This window comes from Trinickia dabaoshanensis (assembly GCF_002879885.1).
GTDB lineage: Bacteria > Pseudomonadota > Gammaproteobacteria > Burkholderiales > Burkholderiaceae > Trinickia > Trinickia dabaoshanensis.
Genome location: NZ_PNYA01000005.1, coordinates 154580 through 174486 on the forward strand (window position 1 = coordinate 154580; position 19907 = coordinate 174486).

A 19907-nucleotide genomic window follows, 5' to 3' on the forward strand; every position below is an offset into this window, starting at 1 on the left:
CAAGACAGCTGCCGCCGTGTACGACTGATCGGCGTCAGATCTCTCCTGAACGCTTGACCGGCTCGCCGTCTACACTACGCTGCTGCGGTGCGTTCGTTGCTCCGAATCCAACGACGGACACAGAGCTGGAAGGATCGTAGCTGACCTGCTCGCGCTTGCGTCGCTTCCGATCGTCGTTTGCTTGCCCGAAGCCCTCCACCTGCACGGATATGGACCATCGGTGCTGTCCGCCGCCGGAGGCGTTCTTCTTGGCCATATCCTGGGCCATCTGGTTCGCAGCAGATGACGCCGAACTCGCCGCCGTCAACGCACCGGTATTCGCTGCCTGCACAATCGGAATACCGGTTGATGTACCGGTCACCTGGATGTTGTCGGCATTCGCCACGCGGAATGCGGCGATATTCAAATTGCCCGCACGAATACCCGCATCGCCCGCATCCACGGTGCCGCGCGGTGCAATGAGGTTGATGGTCCCAATCGACGACCCAGGAATACTTTGCAGCGTGGCGATGCCCGCTCCGGTAACCTCAGCGCGTGCATCGACGAGACAGTAGTGATTCACGTCACAGACATACTGCGGCGCGGGTGTATCGGCCGACGACTTCGAACCCTTGCCCGCATTGATATCCCCGTTCGAGCTCCAGATCGTCATGTCGCCGCCCTGCTCGGTAAACACTCGGCTTTGCGCCAACAGCAAGCTCTGATCGATGAAGATGTCGACGTCGCCCTGTTCAAGCGTAAGCACGCCCATAGTGCTTGGGCCAGCGACGACATTGCCACTGCTATCGACGATCGCCGGAGGCGCCGAGCTACTGCCGATCAGGGCGCGGCCACCCGGCCCGAGAATGGACACACTGCCGCCTTGCTGCGTTTGAATCGTCGTGCCGCGGATGTCCAAGTTGCCGGTCTGGACCGACGTTTGGGCTCCGTTGAGTCCGCCGCTCAATCCGTTTTTCGTATATCCAAAGGCAGCGGGGAACAACGTATTGATCGCCTGGTACCCTCTCGAGTATTGCTGGTAATAGCGGCTGTTCGGATTGTTGTAGTCTTCTCCGACCTGCGTCAGCACATTGAACAAGACCTGCTCGGCGAACAGCTGCTGGACGTTTTGGGGTAAGGCTTGGAATTGAGACCATGCTTGTGCTGCCGTCAACTTGCCCACAGCTTTTTGCGCGGCATCCTTGTCTTGCAGCAAGCCCGTGTCTAAATACTTCCCTTCGTCGTATTGCTGCATAAAGCCGATGAGCGATGGCGTCGCACTGAAGATGCCCGCGACGCTTGCGGAAGGATCGATATACGTCGAGACGAATGTCGACACGTCGACGCCTGGGCCTACGCCAAACAGTACATTGACGTTTGCGCTTTCATGCGGCAAATATGGGTTCTTCGAATTGCCGACCGCTTCGATGCCGGTTGGGGGAAGAACAAGCTCGTTGGGGTTCAACGCGTGGAATTCTGCCTCCCCTGTCAGCGGGCCGATGTTGCGGCCCGCCTCCACGTCAAACGTGCCTGGTCCGCCAAGGATCAAATACGGCGAGATGGGGTTGTGTTTGATGAGCGGTGCGTCATAGATGTCTCTGCCCGCCAGGATTCGCGTAACGTCAGAGCCCCGTAGATTTTGGCCCTCGAACGTGAGATTCAGAACGTCGCGCCCCGCTTCGATGATCGCAGGTTTATCGATCGAAAGGACGACATCACCGGTATAGAAACCCGAATCGCTTCCGGACGTCTGCAACGTGCCGTCTACGATGTCGCCGTTCAAACTGTACACGCGCGCGGGTGTCGTGTCGTTGCGGTGTAGCGGGAAAGTTGCATGAGTTGGCGGATTCGCGTTCCAGTTGGTCGGTGACGGCATTAGAGACGGATCTGAGTCGGACATCCCGAATGTCGCCGGCGCAAGCCCGGCGCCGGTCAACAGCACGGCTGAATTCGACATCTCAACCGATTGATCCGCAATAAGATTCAACTGCCCGACTGAAGACGGATAAAGCGTCCCCCCAGATTGGATCGAAATGCCACCGTTGAGCGCGGTCACGCCGAGGCTTGCGGGTAGCATCCCCGTCGCGCCCGTCAGCAAACTCGCGAGCGAACCCAGTTGCACGTCTCCATCCGTCGACAGAAGAGTGACGGCGGATACGCCCGAATAGGGCTGAAGATCGGGCCTTGTGTGACTATACGCGTCTAACTGAGGAGAGGTCTCCCGCGACGTCGCGTCTCCGGGTAGAGAAAACACGCTAGAGTCAGAGGGGTTCAGTATCGCCCCGATCTCGATGCCCTGTCTCGCCACTACACTCATGGCCCCGTCTTGCGTCGCAAGCACCGTGCCCACACGGACCGCCGGTTGGCCAAGATTTTCGGAGGAAACGCTGATGTCCGAGCCGATCCGTCCTGCGGCCGTAATCTTGCCGGTGCCCTTCGCGACGAAATAATCGCCGCTGAGAATATCGCCGCCCGCGCGAACACTGAGATTGCCGCCACCCACCGTATGCAAAACGGGCTGATCGGTATTCGTAGCTGTCAAATACCACGTTGTCGGCAAAGAGACGGCGAGGTCGGAAATATTGCCGCCTGCGGAAATAGATACGTTGCCACCGACACTCATCACGCCCTGGTCGAACGCACCGAAATTGATCGATGTTTGCACTGTCTGCTGATGCGGGTTGGTGCTACCGACGGCCCCGATCGGATTTCCAATTTCCCTCCATTGCCACCAGAACTGGCTTGTCGTGTTGTTGGTATTTCCCGTCACGGCACCGGTGCTATCCGTGGTGTATTCGATGCCCTTGATATCGCCCTGTGCCAGTATCGAGACGTCGCCCGCCGAATTCGGATGCGTCGTCGGCAAGACCATGATGTCGGGATCGCCAGCTGAACCGGACGCGATTGCAATGTCAGAATTTCCGTTTGGGGCTTCATTCGTGGACGACCCTGCGGTATACACAACGCCGGGCGCGACGGGGTCCAACAGGCTAAAACCATTTGCCGAGGCTAGACTGAGTGAGCCTACTCCCGTGCGAATCGCCGTCGGTGCGAGCAAGGCAAGCCCATTCGCGTCGATATAGGCGGAATGACCATCCAGTGTCAGGTTGCCGCTGTCGGATGTACCGCGGAAAGTCAAAGCCGGTTTCAACGAGAGAGGATCGGCGCTCGTTAGATTCGCACCAGCCACCAAGCGGAACGTACTACTCGCCTCTTGCGCCAGCGATGCTGACTGAACCGGCAAGGGGTTCGCGGACTCGGCAAGCGGCGACACCGAATTATCCGTTGCAGCGGGGACTGGAATGGTCGTCGAAGCAATAGGGGTTACGGGCTCTACTAGTGGCGCCTGAACCATTTCAGGGTTTGTCCAGTGCCCTTTGGAGTTGAGCGCATCAACCTGTAGTAAGTACGCCTTATATTGACTGACGTAGATCAGGTAAGACCCGGGATCCGTTTGTTGCTGGCTTGCTGACGGAGGCACCGGTGCAGCCACCGAACCTCGCGGGTACGAGGAAGCCCCCATGATGGCGTTCAACATGTCAGCGCCCGCGTTGTGCCAGCTCGGGGCGGGCGACGCCAGAAATTCGGCATAGGCCGAATAGAGCGCATAGTACTCGGCGATCTCGTCCGCGGTTCCGCCGACCGGATTACCCGGTCCCTGCACATACCTTTGACTAGGATATGGGCTATTGACACCGTAGTATGAGAGGCCCTTTCCATAGGAAAGTCCGGCGTAACCGGCGGGTTGCGTATAAAGCGCCGTTGCATCAGTGACTGTCGACGGTGACGGCACGGGGATTGTGCCTCCACCACCAACGGGATTCAAAATTTGAAAGAACCCATCGGTGAGGCTCGCCTTTACCCTCACGTTGTCGTCCGCGCGGAACGTAACGATAGGCGCCTGACCATTAAACCGGAATGCAAGATTTGTAGGTGATGTCCCCGCACCCAAGTTCCAAGTCGTCAACACTTGGATGTCGCCGCCGTTGATAGCTGCACTCGGATTATCCAATTCAACGCCGGGCACGACGGCGGCGTTGGCGATGCCCTTGCCAACAAAAGGATTCGACACCCCGCTCAGCCCCGCCTGCACAAATCTCATCAACGCGCCGGGTGTCGTGCCGTCGCTTTGGTAGCCATAGAATGCTTGGTGGTCGCTATTGACGGAAGTCGGCGCGAAATACATGTTGTCGAGTCCACCGAAGCCGGTGAATGAATTCGCCGACACGCCCGTATAGAGTTGCGCGAGACTTTGCGGATCGCTGCCGATCGTGAATTGCGCACCGGTTGCCGTGTTGGTCAGCGTGCCGCCAGCAGTGCCGTCCGAATTCGGTGTGAACGTGAACGTCCCGCCACTGCCTTGACCTGTGAAGGTACCGGCAAGCAAGTGTCCCTTGTTGTCGAACCAACCGGCCGGGTCTACCACGCCGTCGAAATGCTGTGCTCCCGTCGTTGCATCCGTCGTGCTCCATACCGCATAGGCTTCGAGCGTCGTTGCCCGCGAACCGACGATACCTCGTCCTGCATTGAAGGCCCCCGGTATGTTCACGTTGACAGCCCCATCGTCGAGCACCGGCGCACGAAGACTGACCGTGCCGCCGGAAAGCCCGCCCGCCGTGCCACCGGAAACGTCGAGCAACGCGTTCGAGCCAATCGAGATGACACCCGCGTTCGCCGGGTCGATATTTTCATAGCCGTACGTCGTGTTGTAAGGTTGCGCGATGTTTGGATTGAACAGCGCAGTGGTACCTATCTTGACGGTCCCGCCGCGTTGGTTCGGATTCAAATTCTGAGGTTGGTCGTCGCACGCATTGCCGGTTGCGCAAGCGCGCGCGATGAGTGTACCGTCCACGTCCACGCCGTTGCGACCATATAGGTCAATCTCGCCGCCAGTGCTGCCCGACGCGTTGATCGTGCCGAGGACATTGACATTGCCATCGGTCGCCGTGCGCGCACTGCCTGCCCCGCCGTCGGCAGTCAGCGAGACGGTATAAGCCGTCAGCGTATTGCCCGCCGAGAGTTGCAGATTGCCCGTTCTCGTATGGATCGTGATGGAATCGTCCACACCGCTTGTCGCCAACGTCGCTGCCAAGCTGTCGAGATCGGCGGAACTGGCCGTATCAAGTGAGAAAGAGCCGCCCATATAGCCGCTTGCGGCTCCGCCCTTGATCGTTCCGTTAAGGTCCACCCCTTGCTTCGGCGCGGACAACGCAAGGCTACCGGCCGCACCGCCACCGTTGGCTCCCGAGAAATCGAGCGTTGCACCGGATTGAACATCGACGGTGCCGTTATCGGCCGTTAGCGAGATCGACCCGGCCGGCGCGAATGCCGTCACATCGAAGAATTGCTTCGCTACGCCGGCGGAACTGATGGTCGATCCGTTGCCTATCGTGAGGTCGCCTGAACTCGACTCGAGACTCACATTGCCCGCCGGGGCGATGATATGGGCGCCGTTGTCTGCGATGGTGCCACCGATGAAATTCACCGCGCCGCCGACGGCCTGCCGGCTCAGCGCCGTACCCGCGCCTTGATTCAGAGTCAGCGTCCCGCTCGTCTTGATCGTCGACGCCGAGCTCGTGTCGGCCAAGAATACCGGCGCGCTCAACACAACCGCCGCGGCGCCGAGGTCGAAGGTCCCGGAGCCCTGCCCCGCGATTCCGCTCGTAGCGTTCATCGTCACCGAGCCAAAGCCGCTCGCGTTCTTCGTACCCGCACCGAAATCGATCTCGGGTGCATTGACCGTCAGCGTTCCGTTACCGAGCGAAGCCGTCGCCTCGGGCGCCCCCATATCGTTGGTGAACGCAATCTGCTTCGCGTTGAGCGTCACGTTGCCGTCGCCTGTGAAGGTGCCCGCGCTCAGTACGACGTTGTTGCCGAAGGTCGCGTTGACGTCGCCATCAAAGTTGATGGCACCAAGGCTTCGGAGCAAGATCTGCTTCGAATTCGACAACTGTGCCAATCCCGTCGGCCCCAGCACGAAACCCGGCAAGCTCGATGCAGCAGCGCCTTGCTGACTCGTCAGCGTGATCGCCGACCCATCGACGGCGATCGCGTTACCCGACAGCACAGCTGTAGGATCGACCTTCAGATTGCCGGACGAATCAAGCGTAAGGGCTTGCCCGCCTTGGAGCGTCGCACCCGCGCCGATCGTCAAGACGCCCGTGCCGCTCGAGCCCGTGCGCGTGACGCCCGTCATCGCGCCGTTCGATACGCGCAGCAGCGCGCCGTCACCCGCTATGGTGATCGAGGCGTCCTTTGCCGCGGGGTAGCTGCCGCTTGCGGTCATCGCGCTGCCGGCATCCACGCGCAGCCCGTTCGCGGCGTTAGGATCGGTGCTTGTCTTGTCAGTCTTGGTGACAAGCATGACTTCCGAACCGGTCAACGCAGTGCCGCCCGCATTGGACAACACAACGCTATCCGCGATCGGGGTGATTGTGACGCCGGAAGTCGTCGCCGTCCGTGTGCCGCCGATGAGCAAGCTGCCGGCGTTCAGGCCGTCGAGCACGTCGGCGCCGATCTGCAAGTAGCCCGGAAGCGCTGGCGCGTTGTTACCACCTGTAATTTCAATGTCTTGCGACGCAATGTCGACCTCGGCCGCCGCACCATCGGTATCGGCGGCAGTGTTCAACGCTGCACCGAGCGTCAGCGCTTTGGTCGCGGCGAGCACCAATTGCCCGCCATCGGCCGGCAGCGGTGGGGTTACGTTACCCTTGGTGTTCGCGAGCGTCGTGAAAAAGCTGTCCGCTTTCGTGAGCGTGTATTGCGACGATTGTTGCCACACCGGGCCGGATTGGACGTTGAATAAGGTGGGCGTCGCGCTACGTGCACCCGTGAGCGCGTCGCCGAAATAGCCGGCCGTCACGACGGTGCCGTCAGGCAGCAATTGCGTTGCACCAGGGGCGACCGCGGCCGTGTTCGAGGAAACCGTCACGCGATAGGCGCCGGGCAGCGTGGCGTACTTGCCCGGTAGCAACGTGTAGTACCCCGGCGCAAGCCCCGGTACGCCGGAGAGATACACTGCCTGTCCAGCGACGCCGTTCAACTGGGCTTGGCCAATGCCAAGGGTAGCCGTCGTCGTTCCGGCTGTACCGTTCCCGTTGGTCGACGGCTGCACGGTCTGTGCGAACACCGGATCGTAAGCCGACACCGGCGACTGTGCGCCGGGAACAATGGCGTAGACGTTCGTGGCACCGACGTTCGTCGGCACCGCCACACCCGTCGGATTATTGGCGTAGCTGACCGTATATTGCGAAAGCACGTCGCGCGTACCGCCGGTACCGGGCACCCACTCGCTAGCCTGCAAATCGCCGCCGCCCGAAAGATCGATCGTGGCACCCTTGTTCAGTTCAACCGAGTTGCCGTTGACGCCGATGTATTTTGCCGGTGGCGCCGTTAGATTCTTTGCGCTAAGCCGCAAATCGGGATTGAATTGCCAATCCGTTCCATCAACCGTCACGCCGTAAGGAATGATCGAACCGTCGTTCGACACTGACGTCAAGCTGCCGTTCGCGAACGTGACAGAATCCGTCGCGACCAGTTTCAGCCCCGCGAACTGTGACTCGGTACCACTATCGTTTGGATCGCCGACGCCGAAGACGATCGAACCGGACGGCGCGCAAACTGTTCCGGCTTGGACGATATTGTTGGCATCGACGAGCAGGGACCCACCCGCCGAGAGCGGTGTGCTCGAGCCGCCGTTGCCTCCGAACGAGATCGTGGTCGGCGTCGGACCCATGGCCTGAAGAATGAACGCGTTTCCCGTCGCAGGATAAAGGTCGGCGGCGGTAAAGCTTAGGTTACCCGGCGTATAGAGCACGCCAGGCATTAAGGAGTCACCAACCTGCGTGGAGCTGAGCCGAATGTCGCCCGTACTGTTGAGATTCGCTTGTCCGAAGTTACTTAGCTGAAACTGGTTCTGAAGATCGATGAATGAAGCGTTGATATCGAGCGTGCCCCGCGACGAAGCTGCGATAGGGGCAATCGGATTCGCGATGGTCTGCCTCGGGCTGACGATCGAAACGTAAGGTGCATCGATCTTCACCGTGGAATCGATGTTGACCGGCGTAGTCGATGCGGCTTCGCTCTTTAGCAACGATGCAATGGTCGGAACGGCGTAGTGCCCCGGTGAGTCTTGTACCCCGCGTAGCAGCGAGTTCAATTGGTCGCCGCTAAGCGCGGCAAGCTCATTACTGTAGATCTGGACGGCCCTTGACAACGACAAATCCACATTTCCTGAGAATGCGACCGGAACGACGCCGAACTGGGCTTGGTTACCGACGACAAGCGTCGAAATGCCCGAATTCTTGAGGCGGTCCGCGGCGAACTGCAATACGCCGCTCGCGATAGTCGTAGTCGACTGGTCGTCGTTGGACATCGTCGCGCCGGTTGCCGCAAGGATATCTTGTCCCACCGTGAGGCCCTGCGGGATCAGATCGCCGCTTTGTTGCAACACGATTGCGGTGGGCCCGGGCAATTGCAGCTTCGATCCATCCGCACGGAACGCGAATCCTTGTCGGCCGTCGACTGTCAGCGACAGCGTGCCGCCCTCAGCTTGCGGCGCTCCTGCCTGTCCCTTCAACGTCCCGTCGAAGTAGAGCCCACTCGATCCCGCGAGCGTGATAGAGCCTGCATCGCTCCACGCAGACGTTGCCACGTATTGCCCGTCGGCACTGAGTTGATCGAATACCGCCGATGAGCCCGACACGTTGATGACCGATCCCGGCTGCGCGACGATGTACCCGGAGTCGTCGGCGATGACCACCGAGCCGCCCGGCAACACTTTTCCGGTCTTCGGCGTATAGAGCGTCGAGCCGCTCTTGATGGGGGCGACCAGGGGATTGGTCAATGCCACGCCGGAAACATCGAGTAGCGCGTTGGGGCCGAGCCAGACCGATTGACTATTGCTTGACAGCGAAGCGTCATCGGAGGAATTATGCTGGCCCGTGACCGAATGGCCGCTGCCGTTTTCCGCGGATAGCGTGATCGTCCCGCCGGGTGCAATGAGCAAGCCGAGCACCGTCACCTGCGCCGGTGAACCGAGTCCAATGCTCGCTCCCGCATCGCCGATGATGGACGCCCCTTCCCCGATACTGACCTGCCCGACCGATCCATCGATGGCGGGGATCGCAGGAGGCGAATCGCTCGTGCGATCCTGACCTTTCAGCATCCCCGCGATACCGAGGTATCCGGCGCCGGTCATGACAAGGCTAGTAGGCTGCCGATGATATGTATCCAGCGCACCTACCGTCACCAATCCGCTCGTCGCAAGATTGGCTCCAGTGCCGAGTTGCTGCAGCCCGTCTGCCGTCGGCAGGAGATTCTCCTGCGTCAGCGACACCGTCGCGCCCGGTGCGACGCTCGCGCTATATAGCGCGTTAAGCACGTAGTTGCCGAACCCTTGCTTTTCGAAGAAGTCGGTCGGCAGCACGATGTCCCAAGGAGACACGTTAGCCGGATCTCCACCGATACGAAATCCTCCGGCACCGAGCGTCAAGGTGCCGCCGCCCGAAAACCCGAAGCTACGGATCGTCCCGGCCATTGTCAGGTACGGATCCATCGGCAACGTAGCAAGATCGCCGTCATATGTGACGAGGGACACGCTACCGCCCTTGCCCGCCGGCACCCCGTTGCTCGTCAGTAACGTACCTTTGGCCGTTGTTTCGCCGCCGCCCGACACATCCAAGACGCTGCCCGGTTGCAAATCGAGGTGGCCGTCGGCAGACAAGCTGATCGACCCGCCGTTGATATATTCGCTATTACCTTGCGTCGTAGCCGGTGCGCTCTGCGTGTCGTTGTTGACCCACTGCCCGGCGACGTCGATCGAGCCCGTGGACGTGACGGTGAGGTCCCCGGACGTCGAGATCGTCACATGACCCGATGGCGCGGAGATCGTTCCCGCCACCGTCGTCGTGGCACCCGTTGAGCCCGTCGCCGCAAGCGTCACAGAACCGCCCGGTTGCAGATTCAATGCGGTACCTGGCGCGACGACGAACCCCTTGCCGTTGATCTTGTCGTCACCGACATATAGCGTCGAGAAGCCGCCCGCGTTCAGCCTGCCGACAGGCACGACGATCGTCTTGAACACATTGTTTGGGTCCGTCGCCGACATCGAACCGAAGGCGGTGGGGTCGAGCGCGGTATTGATCGAAAAACCGGGTGCTAGCGCTTGAAGATCCGGAGCGTCCGGCTGCAAGATAACGAGGCTCGTCTCGCCCGTCTTGTCGCTCTGCTGATTCTGCGTCAGCGAGTTGATCGGCGTCGTGGCTTTTGCGTCCGCGCCCAGGTTGAACGTTCCCCCGCTCGGTAGGTTGTTCGTCTGTGCTTGCTTCGATCCCCCAAACGCCAGCGCCGTGAAATCCCCATCGAGCACCGCGGCGGTTTGCGCGAAGATATCCAGCGTGCCGGCATTTCCTCCGACGATGTAGTCGCCTTGGTATCCGCCGCTCGTTTCGAGCGTGTTGTACCAAGTCTTCGTTACACCCCATCGCGGATGCTTCTCGGTGAACTCTCCGGCTATACCCACGAATGTGTCATAGGGGCTGGCTTGTCCGATGGGCACGATCGCGCCGCTGGCATCGACAAGGCGCGTCGTATTCACCATGCCGCCGTCGTAGTGAACGTAGCCGCCATTCAGATCCATCGACGATCCGGCAGCCGTCATGACCTCATTGCCTGAGAGCGTAATGTTGCCGCCGTTCGTAAGCAGTTGGTCGACGGTGCGAGGAATGAGGTTGACGTAGCCCGACAGGTTCAAAATCGGGCTGCCTACCCACTCGACCCCATCGCTGCGCGTACCGGATAGCGTGCCGTCGACAACGACATTCTTCATGCCAAACAAGAAGCCATCACGCAGCAACGGCGAATCGGCCAACTCGTTTTGTCCGAGCCGGTCGATCGTTACGAGCGTTTGCGCGATCGGCAACTCGACGTTGGATAGACCGGAGACGTCGATGGCCGCGCCGTTATCGAGATAGATTCGCCCCTCCACCGCCATCTGCCCTGGCGGGGTCGCAGCGAACGTCACCTTCGGCGTAAGCGCCGTTACCGATACCTTCGACCCCGGCGCCTCGATGAGCGAGCCTCCCTCGAACCAAACGGAACCGGCCGTCATATTGACGCTGCCCGGTGTAAAGATCGTGCCCGGCGTGGACGTTGCCGTTTGCCCGTTGTCGTCGGGCATGACCGCCGTCACCGAATCGGGCCCGAAACTGAGCAATCCGGCGCGGTGAGTGGTGATCCCGCCCGACTGTTGGTTCATCGAGACGGGCGTCCCGTTACTTGAATAAGACTGCGCGAGCGGGTTATTCGATGAATATTCATCAACCGTGGAGAGCGTGATGTTGCCCGGAGTGCTGACACTTGTCGTCACCCCGACGACACCGTTCTGCGCGATGCGGCTGCCCAGCATATTCACGGTGCCGCGCGACGCCTGGACGATCCCTGAGTTGATCAGCGTTCCCGGCGGTGTGAGATCGACCGGAAGGCCGTTTTGCATCCGCGCGATTTGACCGCTCAATTCGGGGAGGAGAGTTTGAGGAGCATAGCTCCCGGCATTTCCGCTTCCGGGGTTGGGTAGGAGGCTGACACCGACACCGGCGGCAAGTACGACCTGGCCCGCCGTGGCCGTTATGCTGCCGCTGTTCGTAACGTTCGGAGCGGCGACCATGACGAACCCGCCATCGGTAACCGTACCGTTCAGGTGCGTTGTAATCGATGCGCCTGGAGCAATCGAAATATCCCCGGGCATCGAAAGCGGGTTGTTGGCATCGACGATGTACTGTGACCCGAGGCCAAGCACGGCGTTTGGATTGGCGGTGCTCCCGCTCAACTTCGTCGAACTCCCCGCCTCCGGATTCGCCAGCCCGCCTGTGGTCCCCGCCGCCATCCCAAGGAAAAGCTGATTGCTCTGCGCCACCGCACTGTCGGATTGCACGAGCTTGTTCGACATATCGAGCAAATTCAGCGACGAGGCCACGAGCGAATGCACGTTCACTTGCGAGCCCGCACCGAACACGATGCCGTTCCGATTGATGACATACACCGACCCTTGCGCATTCACATGTCCAAGAATCTGGCTAGGCGCCCCACTCGGATCGTTGATCCGATTGAGCACGGCCCAGTTATTCGCGCCGTTCGTCTGCGTGCCGGCCGATTGATCGAAGTTCAGCGTGGTTTGCTTGCCGACGTTCATCGTCTGCCACGTCAGCACGGCGTTCTGCCCGGTCTGCTTGACGTCGACGGTGACGTTCCCGTTCGTATCGACGGTTTGCGTCGGTCCATTGGCATTGATCCAAAGAACCGGCTTGCTCGTATCCGTCGTTTGACTGACGTTAGTGTCCTGCGCGAACGTTACCCCCGGCGCGACCTGAAGTCCGCCCACGGTCAACCCATTGGGCACCGTAGAAGGCGCCGCCGCCGCCGCGGCGGCAGCCGCCTGCTGCGCCGCAATTTGCGCCGCGATCGCTTGCGCGGCGTGTCCGAGATTGCGGATCGACGGTTGGCTAGCCTGCAATGCCTGCTGCGGCGACACGCCCAAGTTCGGCATCGCCCCGCCCGCAACGCCCCCCACACCGGCCGTCGCCATCCCGTTGCCGATATGCCCCAGATTCATGATGCCGCCCGCATGCGCGTGCACCGATAAACCCGCCGCGACAACCATCGCGATCGCCCGGCACAACGGCCGCAGATCAGATCTCAGCATCGACCGCGAACGGTTCAGGTCTTGTTCTCGTACCGCGCATGCGCGAGCTGCCATTCTCCACCCCGATACCAATAAATTGATGGCCCGGCCGAGCGCCGCCGAAGGCAGCGCCGACACGCGCCTGCGCCGAGCGCCAAGCCGCGTGAGGCCAATGAAATCCATAGAAAATACGAACCGGTCGTGGCATCGATATGGCGAGTGTTAGGAACCATTCGTGCCGCGGGAAAAGGTACGCACCTTCTGCGCCGTGCTTAGGCGAAGCGCTCGGCCGCGAACTCGGCATGCAGCGCCGCGGCAACGCGCTCGATCACCGGCGCCCAATCGCCCGCCCGCCGCTGCCGGAACAACCGCGCACTGGGATACCAAGGGCTATCGTCGCGTTCGAGCAGCCATCGCCAATCGGGGGCGAACGGGAGCAACACCCACGTCGGGCGTCCGAGCGCACCGGCCAAATGCGCCACGGACGTATCGACCGAGATGACCAGATCCAATTGCTCCGTCAGCGCGGCGGTATCGGCAAAATCGGCCAACTGCCCGCCGAACGACACGATGCCGCTCTCCCGAACCGCTTGCTCGTCGCATTGGCGTACTTGAGGCTGAAGCAGCACGAACGTGGCATCGAGCGCCAACAGCGGCGCAAGCACCCCAAAACTCAATGAGCGGTTTTCGTCGTTGTTGTGGCGGGGATTGCCCGACCACGCAAGCCCGATCCGTGGCCGTCCCTCGGGCGACGCTTGTTCGATGCGTTGCGCCCAAGTTTCGCGCCGCCGCGCATCGGCCTGTAGGTAAGGCACATCCGAGGGAATCGTATCGAGCGTCGTCCGAAAGGCATATGGCAAGCTCATCAACGGACATTGCACGTCGAAGGCGGGCGTTGCCTCGCCCTCGGCCACGATTCGGTTCACGCCCTCCAAGCAAGCGAGCAGCGGAGCAAGCGGACGCGGGACCTCCATCACGACGGTCGCGCCTCGCGCGAGCATGAGCGGCACATAGCGGCAAAACTGGATCGTGTCGCCGAACCCCTGCTCGGCATGCAGCATGATCGTCTTGCCCGCGATGGGTTCTACGCCAAGCCACAACGGCCGGTTTGCATGACGTCGACGCATGTGCAGATCGGGCGCCATCCAACGATCTTCGTGCCGCTGCCATCCCTTCTCGAAGTCGCCCATCACCAAACGGCAGAACGCTTCGGAGCGACGCACCGAACCATCGTTCGGGTAGCGCTCGCGTGCGAGCGCATAGCGGTGCAACGCGGCTTCATGCTCGCCGCGCTGTTGCAGCGCCACCGCTTGCGTATGCAACGCTTGCGCCGATTCAGCGGGAGCAACCGACGCCGCCAGATAGGCATGGTCCGCATCGTCGAAACGACCGAGTTGCTGCAAGACGACGCCTCGATTGAACAGCAACTCGGGATCGTCGCTTCGCAGGGCGAGCGCTTGGTCGTAGCTCTCGAGTGCCTCGGCGAGGCGGCCGCACTGCCGCAACGCCGCCGCCCGATTGCGGATCGCATCGACGTTATTGGGCGAAAGCGAAAGCGCCTCGCTATACGCTTGCACCGCTTCGCCATGAAAACCGAGCCCCAATAACGCATTGCCTCGTCCGAGCCATGCACCTGCGTGCTTGCGATTCAGTTCGAGCAGCCGATCGCAACGCGTCAGCAGTTCGGCGTGCGCATGCAGCAGATCGAGCGCGGCGCAGCTTGCAAACAGCAACACGTCGTCGCGCGGTGCAGACACAAGCGCCTCGTCGAAGCAGGCCAGCGCTTCTTGCGGACGCCCGAGCTCGGTCAACAACGTCCCGCATGCGTGCAGCACGGCCGGCGTTTTCCCCGTCACTACCATAGCGAGCTGATAGCTTCGCAACGCCTCCTCCGAACGACCCAACGCATGCAATGCACGCCCGCGTTCGAAATGCGCGACGGCGGCGTTAGGATCGAGTCTCAAAGCGCGCTCGATGCTGATCAACGCATCGGCCGGTCGCCCCAAAGACACCAGCGTCGTCCCGCGTCGCGTCCATGTCTTCGCCACGCCGGGCGCTTGCGCCAACGCGCGGTCGTATGCCGCGAGCGCATCGTCGAATCGTTCCAACCCATGCAAGGCATCGGCGCGTGCTGCGAGCGCGGCGGCATCGGTGCTCTTTTCGCCCAACAGCGGATCGAGTACGGAGAGCGCTTCGCCATACCGGCCCGCCGCGACGAGCGCCGCCCCATGATTACTCACGTTCCAAGGCTGGCGCACGCCAAGCGCGATCGAGCGGGCGATCAGTTTCTCCGCGCGCGGGGCATGACCCACATGCAATTGCGCGAGGCCCAGTAATGCCAGCGCCTCGGGATGGTCGGGGGCCATCGACAGCACCCCCTCATACAGCCGCCCCGCGCCGGCAAAATCCGCCTTTTCCAATAACGCGCGCGCACGGCGCAACGAATCGCCGATGGCCGACCGCATCCACGAATCGCTCTCGCCGAGCCCCTGGGCCACGGGTGTCGCGGCTACCTTGCCACGCGCCGCGCTCATTGGCGTTCGCTCCCGGCAATCCGTCGCAGCGCCAGCCGCACTTGCTCGATCACATCGCCCCATTCGCCGCCAACGGCTTGCCTGCACAAACGCGCGCTCGGGTACCAAGGACTATCGTCTCTGTCGAGCATCCACCGGAAATCCGGCGTATGCGGCAGCATGACGAGCAGCGGCCGCCCAATCGCACCGGCGAGATGCGCGACCGACGTATCGACGCTGACGATGCAATCCATCGAAGCCGTGAGCGCCGCCGTATCGGCGAAGTCCCCAAGCTCGTCGCCAAACTGACGAATCGGGCTAGCGGCGAGGATCGGTTCGTCCTCCTCGCGCACGACCTTTTGAAGGCTGATCCATTCGTAGCCGTCATCGAGCAGCGGCAACAGGTCGGACAAACTCATCGATCGGTTACGGTCGTTCAAATGCTGCGGATTGCCCGACCAAACGAGCCCGATGCGCGGACGGCCGCGAACGCCCAACCTCTGCTGCCACTGCGCTATCCGCGCGGTATCGGCCCGGAGGTACGGAACGCTGGAGGGGATCGTCCCCATACCCGTGTGGAATTCCATCGGCAAGCTGAGCAGCGGGCAATGCAGATCGAACGGCGGCAGCGGAGCGCCGCGAGCGACGAGCGCGTCCACGCCGTCGAGCGTGCGAAGCAGCGGCACCAAGGCGTCGGATACTTCGAGCACGACGCGCGCGCCAAGCGCCTTAACGAGGGGCACGTAGCGGCAAAACTGCAACGTATCGCCCAGCCCCTGTTCCGCGTAGAGCAAGATCGTCTTGCCGTCGAGCGGCATGTTTGCGCTCCATCGAGGCTGCGCGAACTCGCGGCGGCTCGGGTCCATTTGCGCATCGCGCCACCGCCACTCGTACTCGGCCCAGCCGGCTTCGAAGTCGCCGAGCGAGAGGCACAAAAAGGCGCGCATACAGTGCGCGAGCACGTAGTCCGGATCGATTTCGATCGCCCGCGCGTAGGCTGCCTTCGCTTCGTCGTGGGCACGCAAGGCACGCAGCGCGTTGCCTCGATGGAAATGCGCGAGCTTATCGCTCGGCTCAGCCTCGGACACGCGCGTGAAGTCCTCCAGCGCGGCCTCGTAACGGTGCGTCTCTAGCAGCGCTCTGCCTCGCGTGAACAACGCGGGCGTATAGCGGGGCACCACCGCGAGCGCCCGTTCGCAAGCCTCGATCGCATCGACGTGCCGATCCGTGCGGATGAGCGCGCTCGCATAGTTGCAAAGCACGCCCGGATCGTTCGGTGCAACGTCCAGCGAACGCGCATAGTGTTCGACCGCCTCGCGGTTACGCCCCGCATGCCGCGAGGCATTGCCGCGGTTGGCCAACGCCATGGCATGGGTAGGATCGATCGCCAGCACGCGATCGCAGCGCGCGATCGCTTCCTCGTGGCGTTCGAGCTTCTCGAGTGCGATCGAGCTATTGAAGAGCGCATCGACGAACGCGGGATAGGCCGCGATCGCTTCGTTGAAATCGGCCAGGGCGGCCGCGGGTTCGCCTAGGTCGAGCCAGGCAACGCCTCTAAGAAACAACACTTCGGCGTTGCCCGGCATGGCGGCCAATGCTTGTCCGTAGCTGTCGAGCGCTTCGCGAAAGCGGCCCAATGCGCGCAGCGTCTGCCCGATCTCACGGCAAGCCTCGAAGGTGCGGCCGTCCAATGCGAGGGCCCGCTCGCAACAGGCCAATGCTTCGACCGGCCGTCCAAGGCTGCGCAGCGTTTCGCTATGCTTGACATAGCCGTTGGCAAAGCGCGGATTGATCTCGAGAAGACGATCGTAGGAAGCCAATGCCTGCTCGCTCAAACCCCGCGCGGCCTGAAGTCCTGCCCGCTGCAACCAGGAGCGTTGATGCCGCGGATCGATTGCCAATGCGGCGTCGAGCCTGGCCAGCGCCTCGTCGGAACGATTCAGCGCGGCCAGCACTGCGGCATGATTGGCCAATGCCAAGGGATCGGAGCGCAACTCGATCGAACTGCGCATCAGCACCTCGGCCTCATGCAGCCGCCCTTGCTGAAAGCGCACCGCGCCGAGCATGTGAAGCGCATCGGGATGCTCGGCATTGAGCGCCAATATCTCTTCGTAAGCCGACTCGGCCCGCGCAAGGGCGCCTTCGCGATGCGCCCTGCGCGCCGTTTGCAACAGGCGTTCGATTTGCGCGCTATCGAGCCGCTCAACCGCCCGAGCACGTGACGCCACCGCCTGTTCTTCAACAAGCGGCATCCCTGCCCCATTCGATGTCATTGTTCAGCCCCTGTTGCCGCGCGAGAGAGCGGCAGTGCCGCGGCCTAAGCGTTCAACCGGCCCAGCGCTTGTTTTACCGATTCGACGACACTCGTCCAATCGCCCGGCGAGCACTGGATGAACAACCGCGCACCCGGATACCAAGGCGTATCCTCGCGGCCGCGCATCCAGCGCCATTCGGGCGGATCGGACAGCAAAATCCAAAGGTCGCGGCCGAGCGCACCCGCCAAGTGAGCCACGGCCGTATCGACCGCGATCACGAGATCGAGCGACGCCATCAACGCCGCGGTATCGGCGAAATCGACGAGTTCGTCGTCGAATCGCCTGAGCGGCGCGCGCTCGAGCCACGCCTCGTCTTCGTCGCGCACGGCCTTCTGCAAGCTGATCCACTCGGCATCGACATCGAACAATGCGGAAAGGGTCTGCAGCGACAGCGACCGGTTGTGATCATTGCGGTGTTCGGGGTTGCCGGACCAGGCTATGCCGATTCGCAACCGCCGCGGCTCGCCAAGCACTTGCGCCCACTCAGCGACGCGGCGCGGATCGGCATGCAAGTAAGGAATGCGCGGCATTGCGCGCGTCGGATCGACCCGTAACGCAGACGGCAAACTCAATAGCGGACATTGGTAGTCGAACGGCGGCAACGGCTCGCCGCGCGCGAGCACCTGCGCCGGCCCATCTAGCGAAATCATGAGTTCGTGCAACGCCGGGGGCACTTCGAGCAGGACGCGAGCCCCCAGGGCCGCCACGTCATGCGCGAATCGGCAGAATTGCAGCGTATCGCCGAAACCCTGCTCGGCATGCAATAGGATCGTTTTGCCGGCCAGCGCTTCATCGCCGCGCCACAGCGGCTGTGCGAACGTGCGGTAGTGATGCGCAAGCGTTGCGTCGCGTAGCCGCCATTCGTACTCCGGCCATCCGCGCGCGAAATCGCCCTGCGCGAGATACAGCGATGCCCGCGCGAAATGCGCCTCGGCATAGTCGGGATCGAGGGCAATCGCACGATCGTAGGCAGATAGTGCTTCGCCACGATTGCCCATCTCGTAGTGGAGATTGCCGCGATTGAACCATGTGCTCGCATGGTCGGGCCGAAGCTGCATGGCGCGATCGAACGAAGCGCGCGCCTGTTCGTAACGATGGAGGTTCTGAAGCACGCTGCCGCGATTCATCCACGCTTGAGCGAACGATTCGTTCAATGCGAGCGCCGCGTCGTAGCTCGCGAGCGAATCCTCGAAGCGTTTGACGAACCGTAGAGCGGTCCCCTTGTTGCACAGCACTTCGGCAGATCGCGGTTCGATGCGTAGCGCCTGCTCGTAACTCGCGAGCGCCGCCTCGTAGCGCTTTAGGTGCAGCAACGCATTGCCGCGACACGCCAACGCGCGCGCATGCCGTGGATCGATCGATAGAACGCGCTCGCAGCGTGCCATCGCCTCTTCGTTTCGGACAAGGCGCTCCAGCACCACCGCGCTGTGGTAGACCGCCTCGACAAACATGGGATCGATCGCGATCGCTTCGTTGAACGCAGCCAACGCTTCGGCCTCGCGCCCGAGTTCGACCAGCGCTTGTCCTCTCGCCGAATGCATGGCCGCATTGCCCGGACGGATCGCGATCGCGCGATCGAACGAGTGCAACGCTTGCGCCGCTTCATCCAGCTCGCGCAAGGCGAGACCTCGGTTGAACCACGACTCGAACGAACGAGGATCGACGACGAGTGCGCGATCGTACGTATCGAGCGCCTCGCGATGCCGCCCGAGCGCACGCAACGCACTGCCGCGATTGCAAAGCGCATCCAAGACCAGCGGAGAGGCGGCGAGCACCCGGTCGAACGATTCGAGCGCACGCGCATAGTGTCTGAGCGCTAGGAACGTGTTGCCCTGGCGCACGAGCGTTTGCACATCGCCGGGCTCGAGCCGAAGCGCGGCTTCGAATTGTTCGATCGCTTCGCCGCCTTGGCCGTGATCCGACAGCATCGCGCCAAGGTCCGAGTGAATACGCGCCGATGGCGCCAATTGCACGGCACGGCGCAACAGCGATTGTGCATGCTCGAAAGCGCCCTTCTGGTAGCGCAAAACACCATACAGGTGGATCGCTTGAGCGTCGTCCGGACTCTGCACCAATACCGCTTCGTACTCGCGCTCGGCTTCATCGAGCCGTCCCGCAGCGTGCCAGTCGCGTGCGCGCAGCAGCTTGGCCCCGGGCGCGCGCTTGCCTTCCGGCTCGGAGACTTGCGTATCCGCTCGCTTGTCGGCTGAGAATTCGACGTCCATGTCCGCCTCTTCTTCATTGTGTTCGGCCGACTGCATCCGCCGCGTAGGAATCGAACGATCGCCCGTAGCATCGGCCCTCGGGGCGAGACTACGGGTGCGCGATAACAAATGTATGACGAAAGGTACGCATCATTTTGGGGATGACGACAAGGACTTCCGCGCGCACCGTCTCTATACCGACCGGTACGAACATCGA

At 62.0% G+C, this 19907-nt stretch carries 4 protein-coding genes; all 4 read right to left on the bottom strand.

The window, feature by feature from the left end; all coding sequences use genetic code 11:
• Positions 1 to 34: 34 nt before the first annotated feature.
• The 4 genes from C0Z18_RS07280 to C0Z18_RS07295 all read right to left on the bottom strand — a co-directional run bounded on the left by C0Z18_RS07280 (position 35) and on the right by C0Z18_RS07295 (position 19711).
• A complete protein-coding gene (locus C0Z18_RS07280; RefSeq protein WP_233217222.1) occupies positions 35 to 12679 on the bottom strand; it encodes a filamentous haemagglutinin family protein in 12645 nt (4214 codons plus the stop codon).
• A gap of 251 nt (positions 12680 to 12930) precedes the next feature.
• A complete protein-coding gene (locus C0Z18_RS07285) occupies positions 12931 to 15192 on the bottom strand; it encodes a tetratricopeptide repeat protein (RefSeq protein WP_102644716.1) in 2262 nt (753 codons plus the stop codon).
• A complete protein-coding gene (locus C0Z18_RS07290) occupies positions 15189 to 17423 on the bottom strand; it encodes a tetratricopeptide repeat protein (protein ID WP_233217223.1) in 2235 nt (744 codons plus the stop codon). Before C0Z18_RS07290 ends, C0Z18_RS07285 begins: the two co-directional genes overlap by 4 nt.
• 65 nt (positions 17424 to 17488) lie before the next feature.
• Entirely contained in the window at positions 17489 to 19711 is a 2223-nt protein-coding gene (locus tag C0Z18_RS07295) for a tetratricopeptide repeat protein (protein WP_102644825.1), read from the bottom strand.
• Positions 19712 to 19907: the final 196 nt, after the last annotated feature.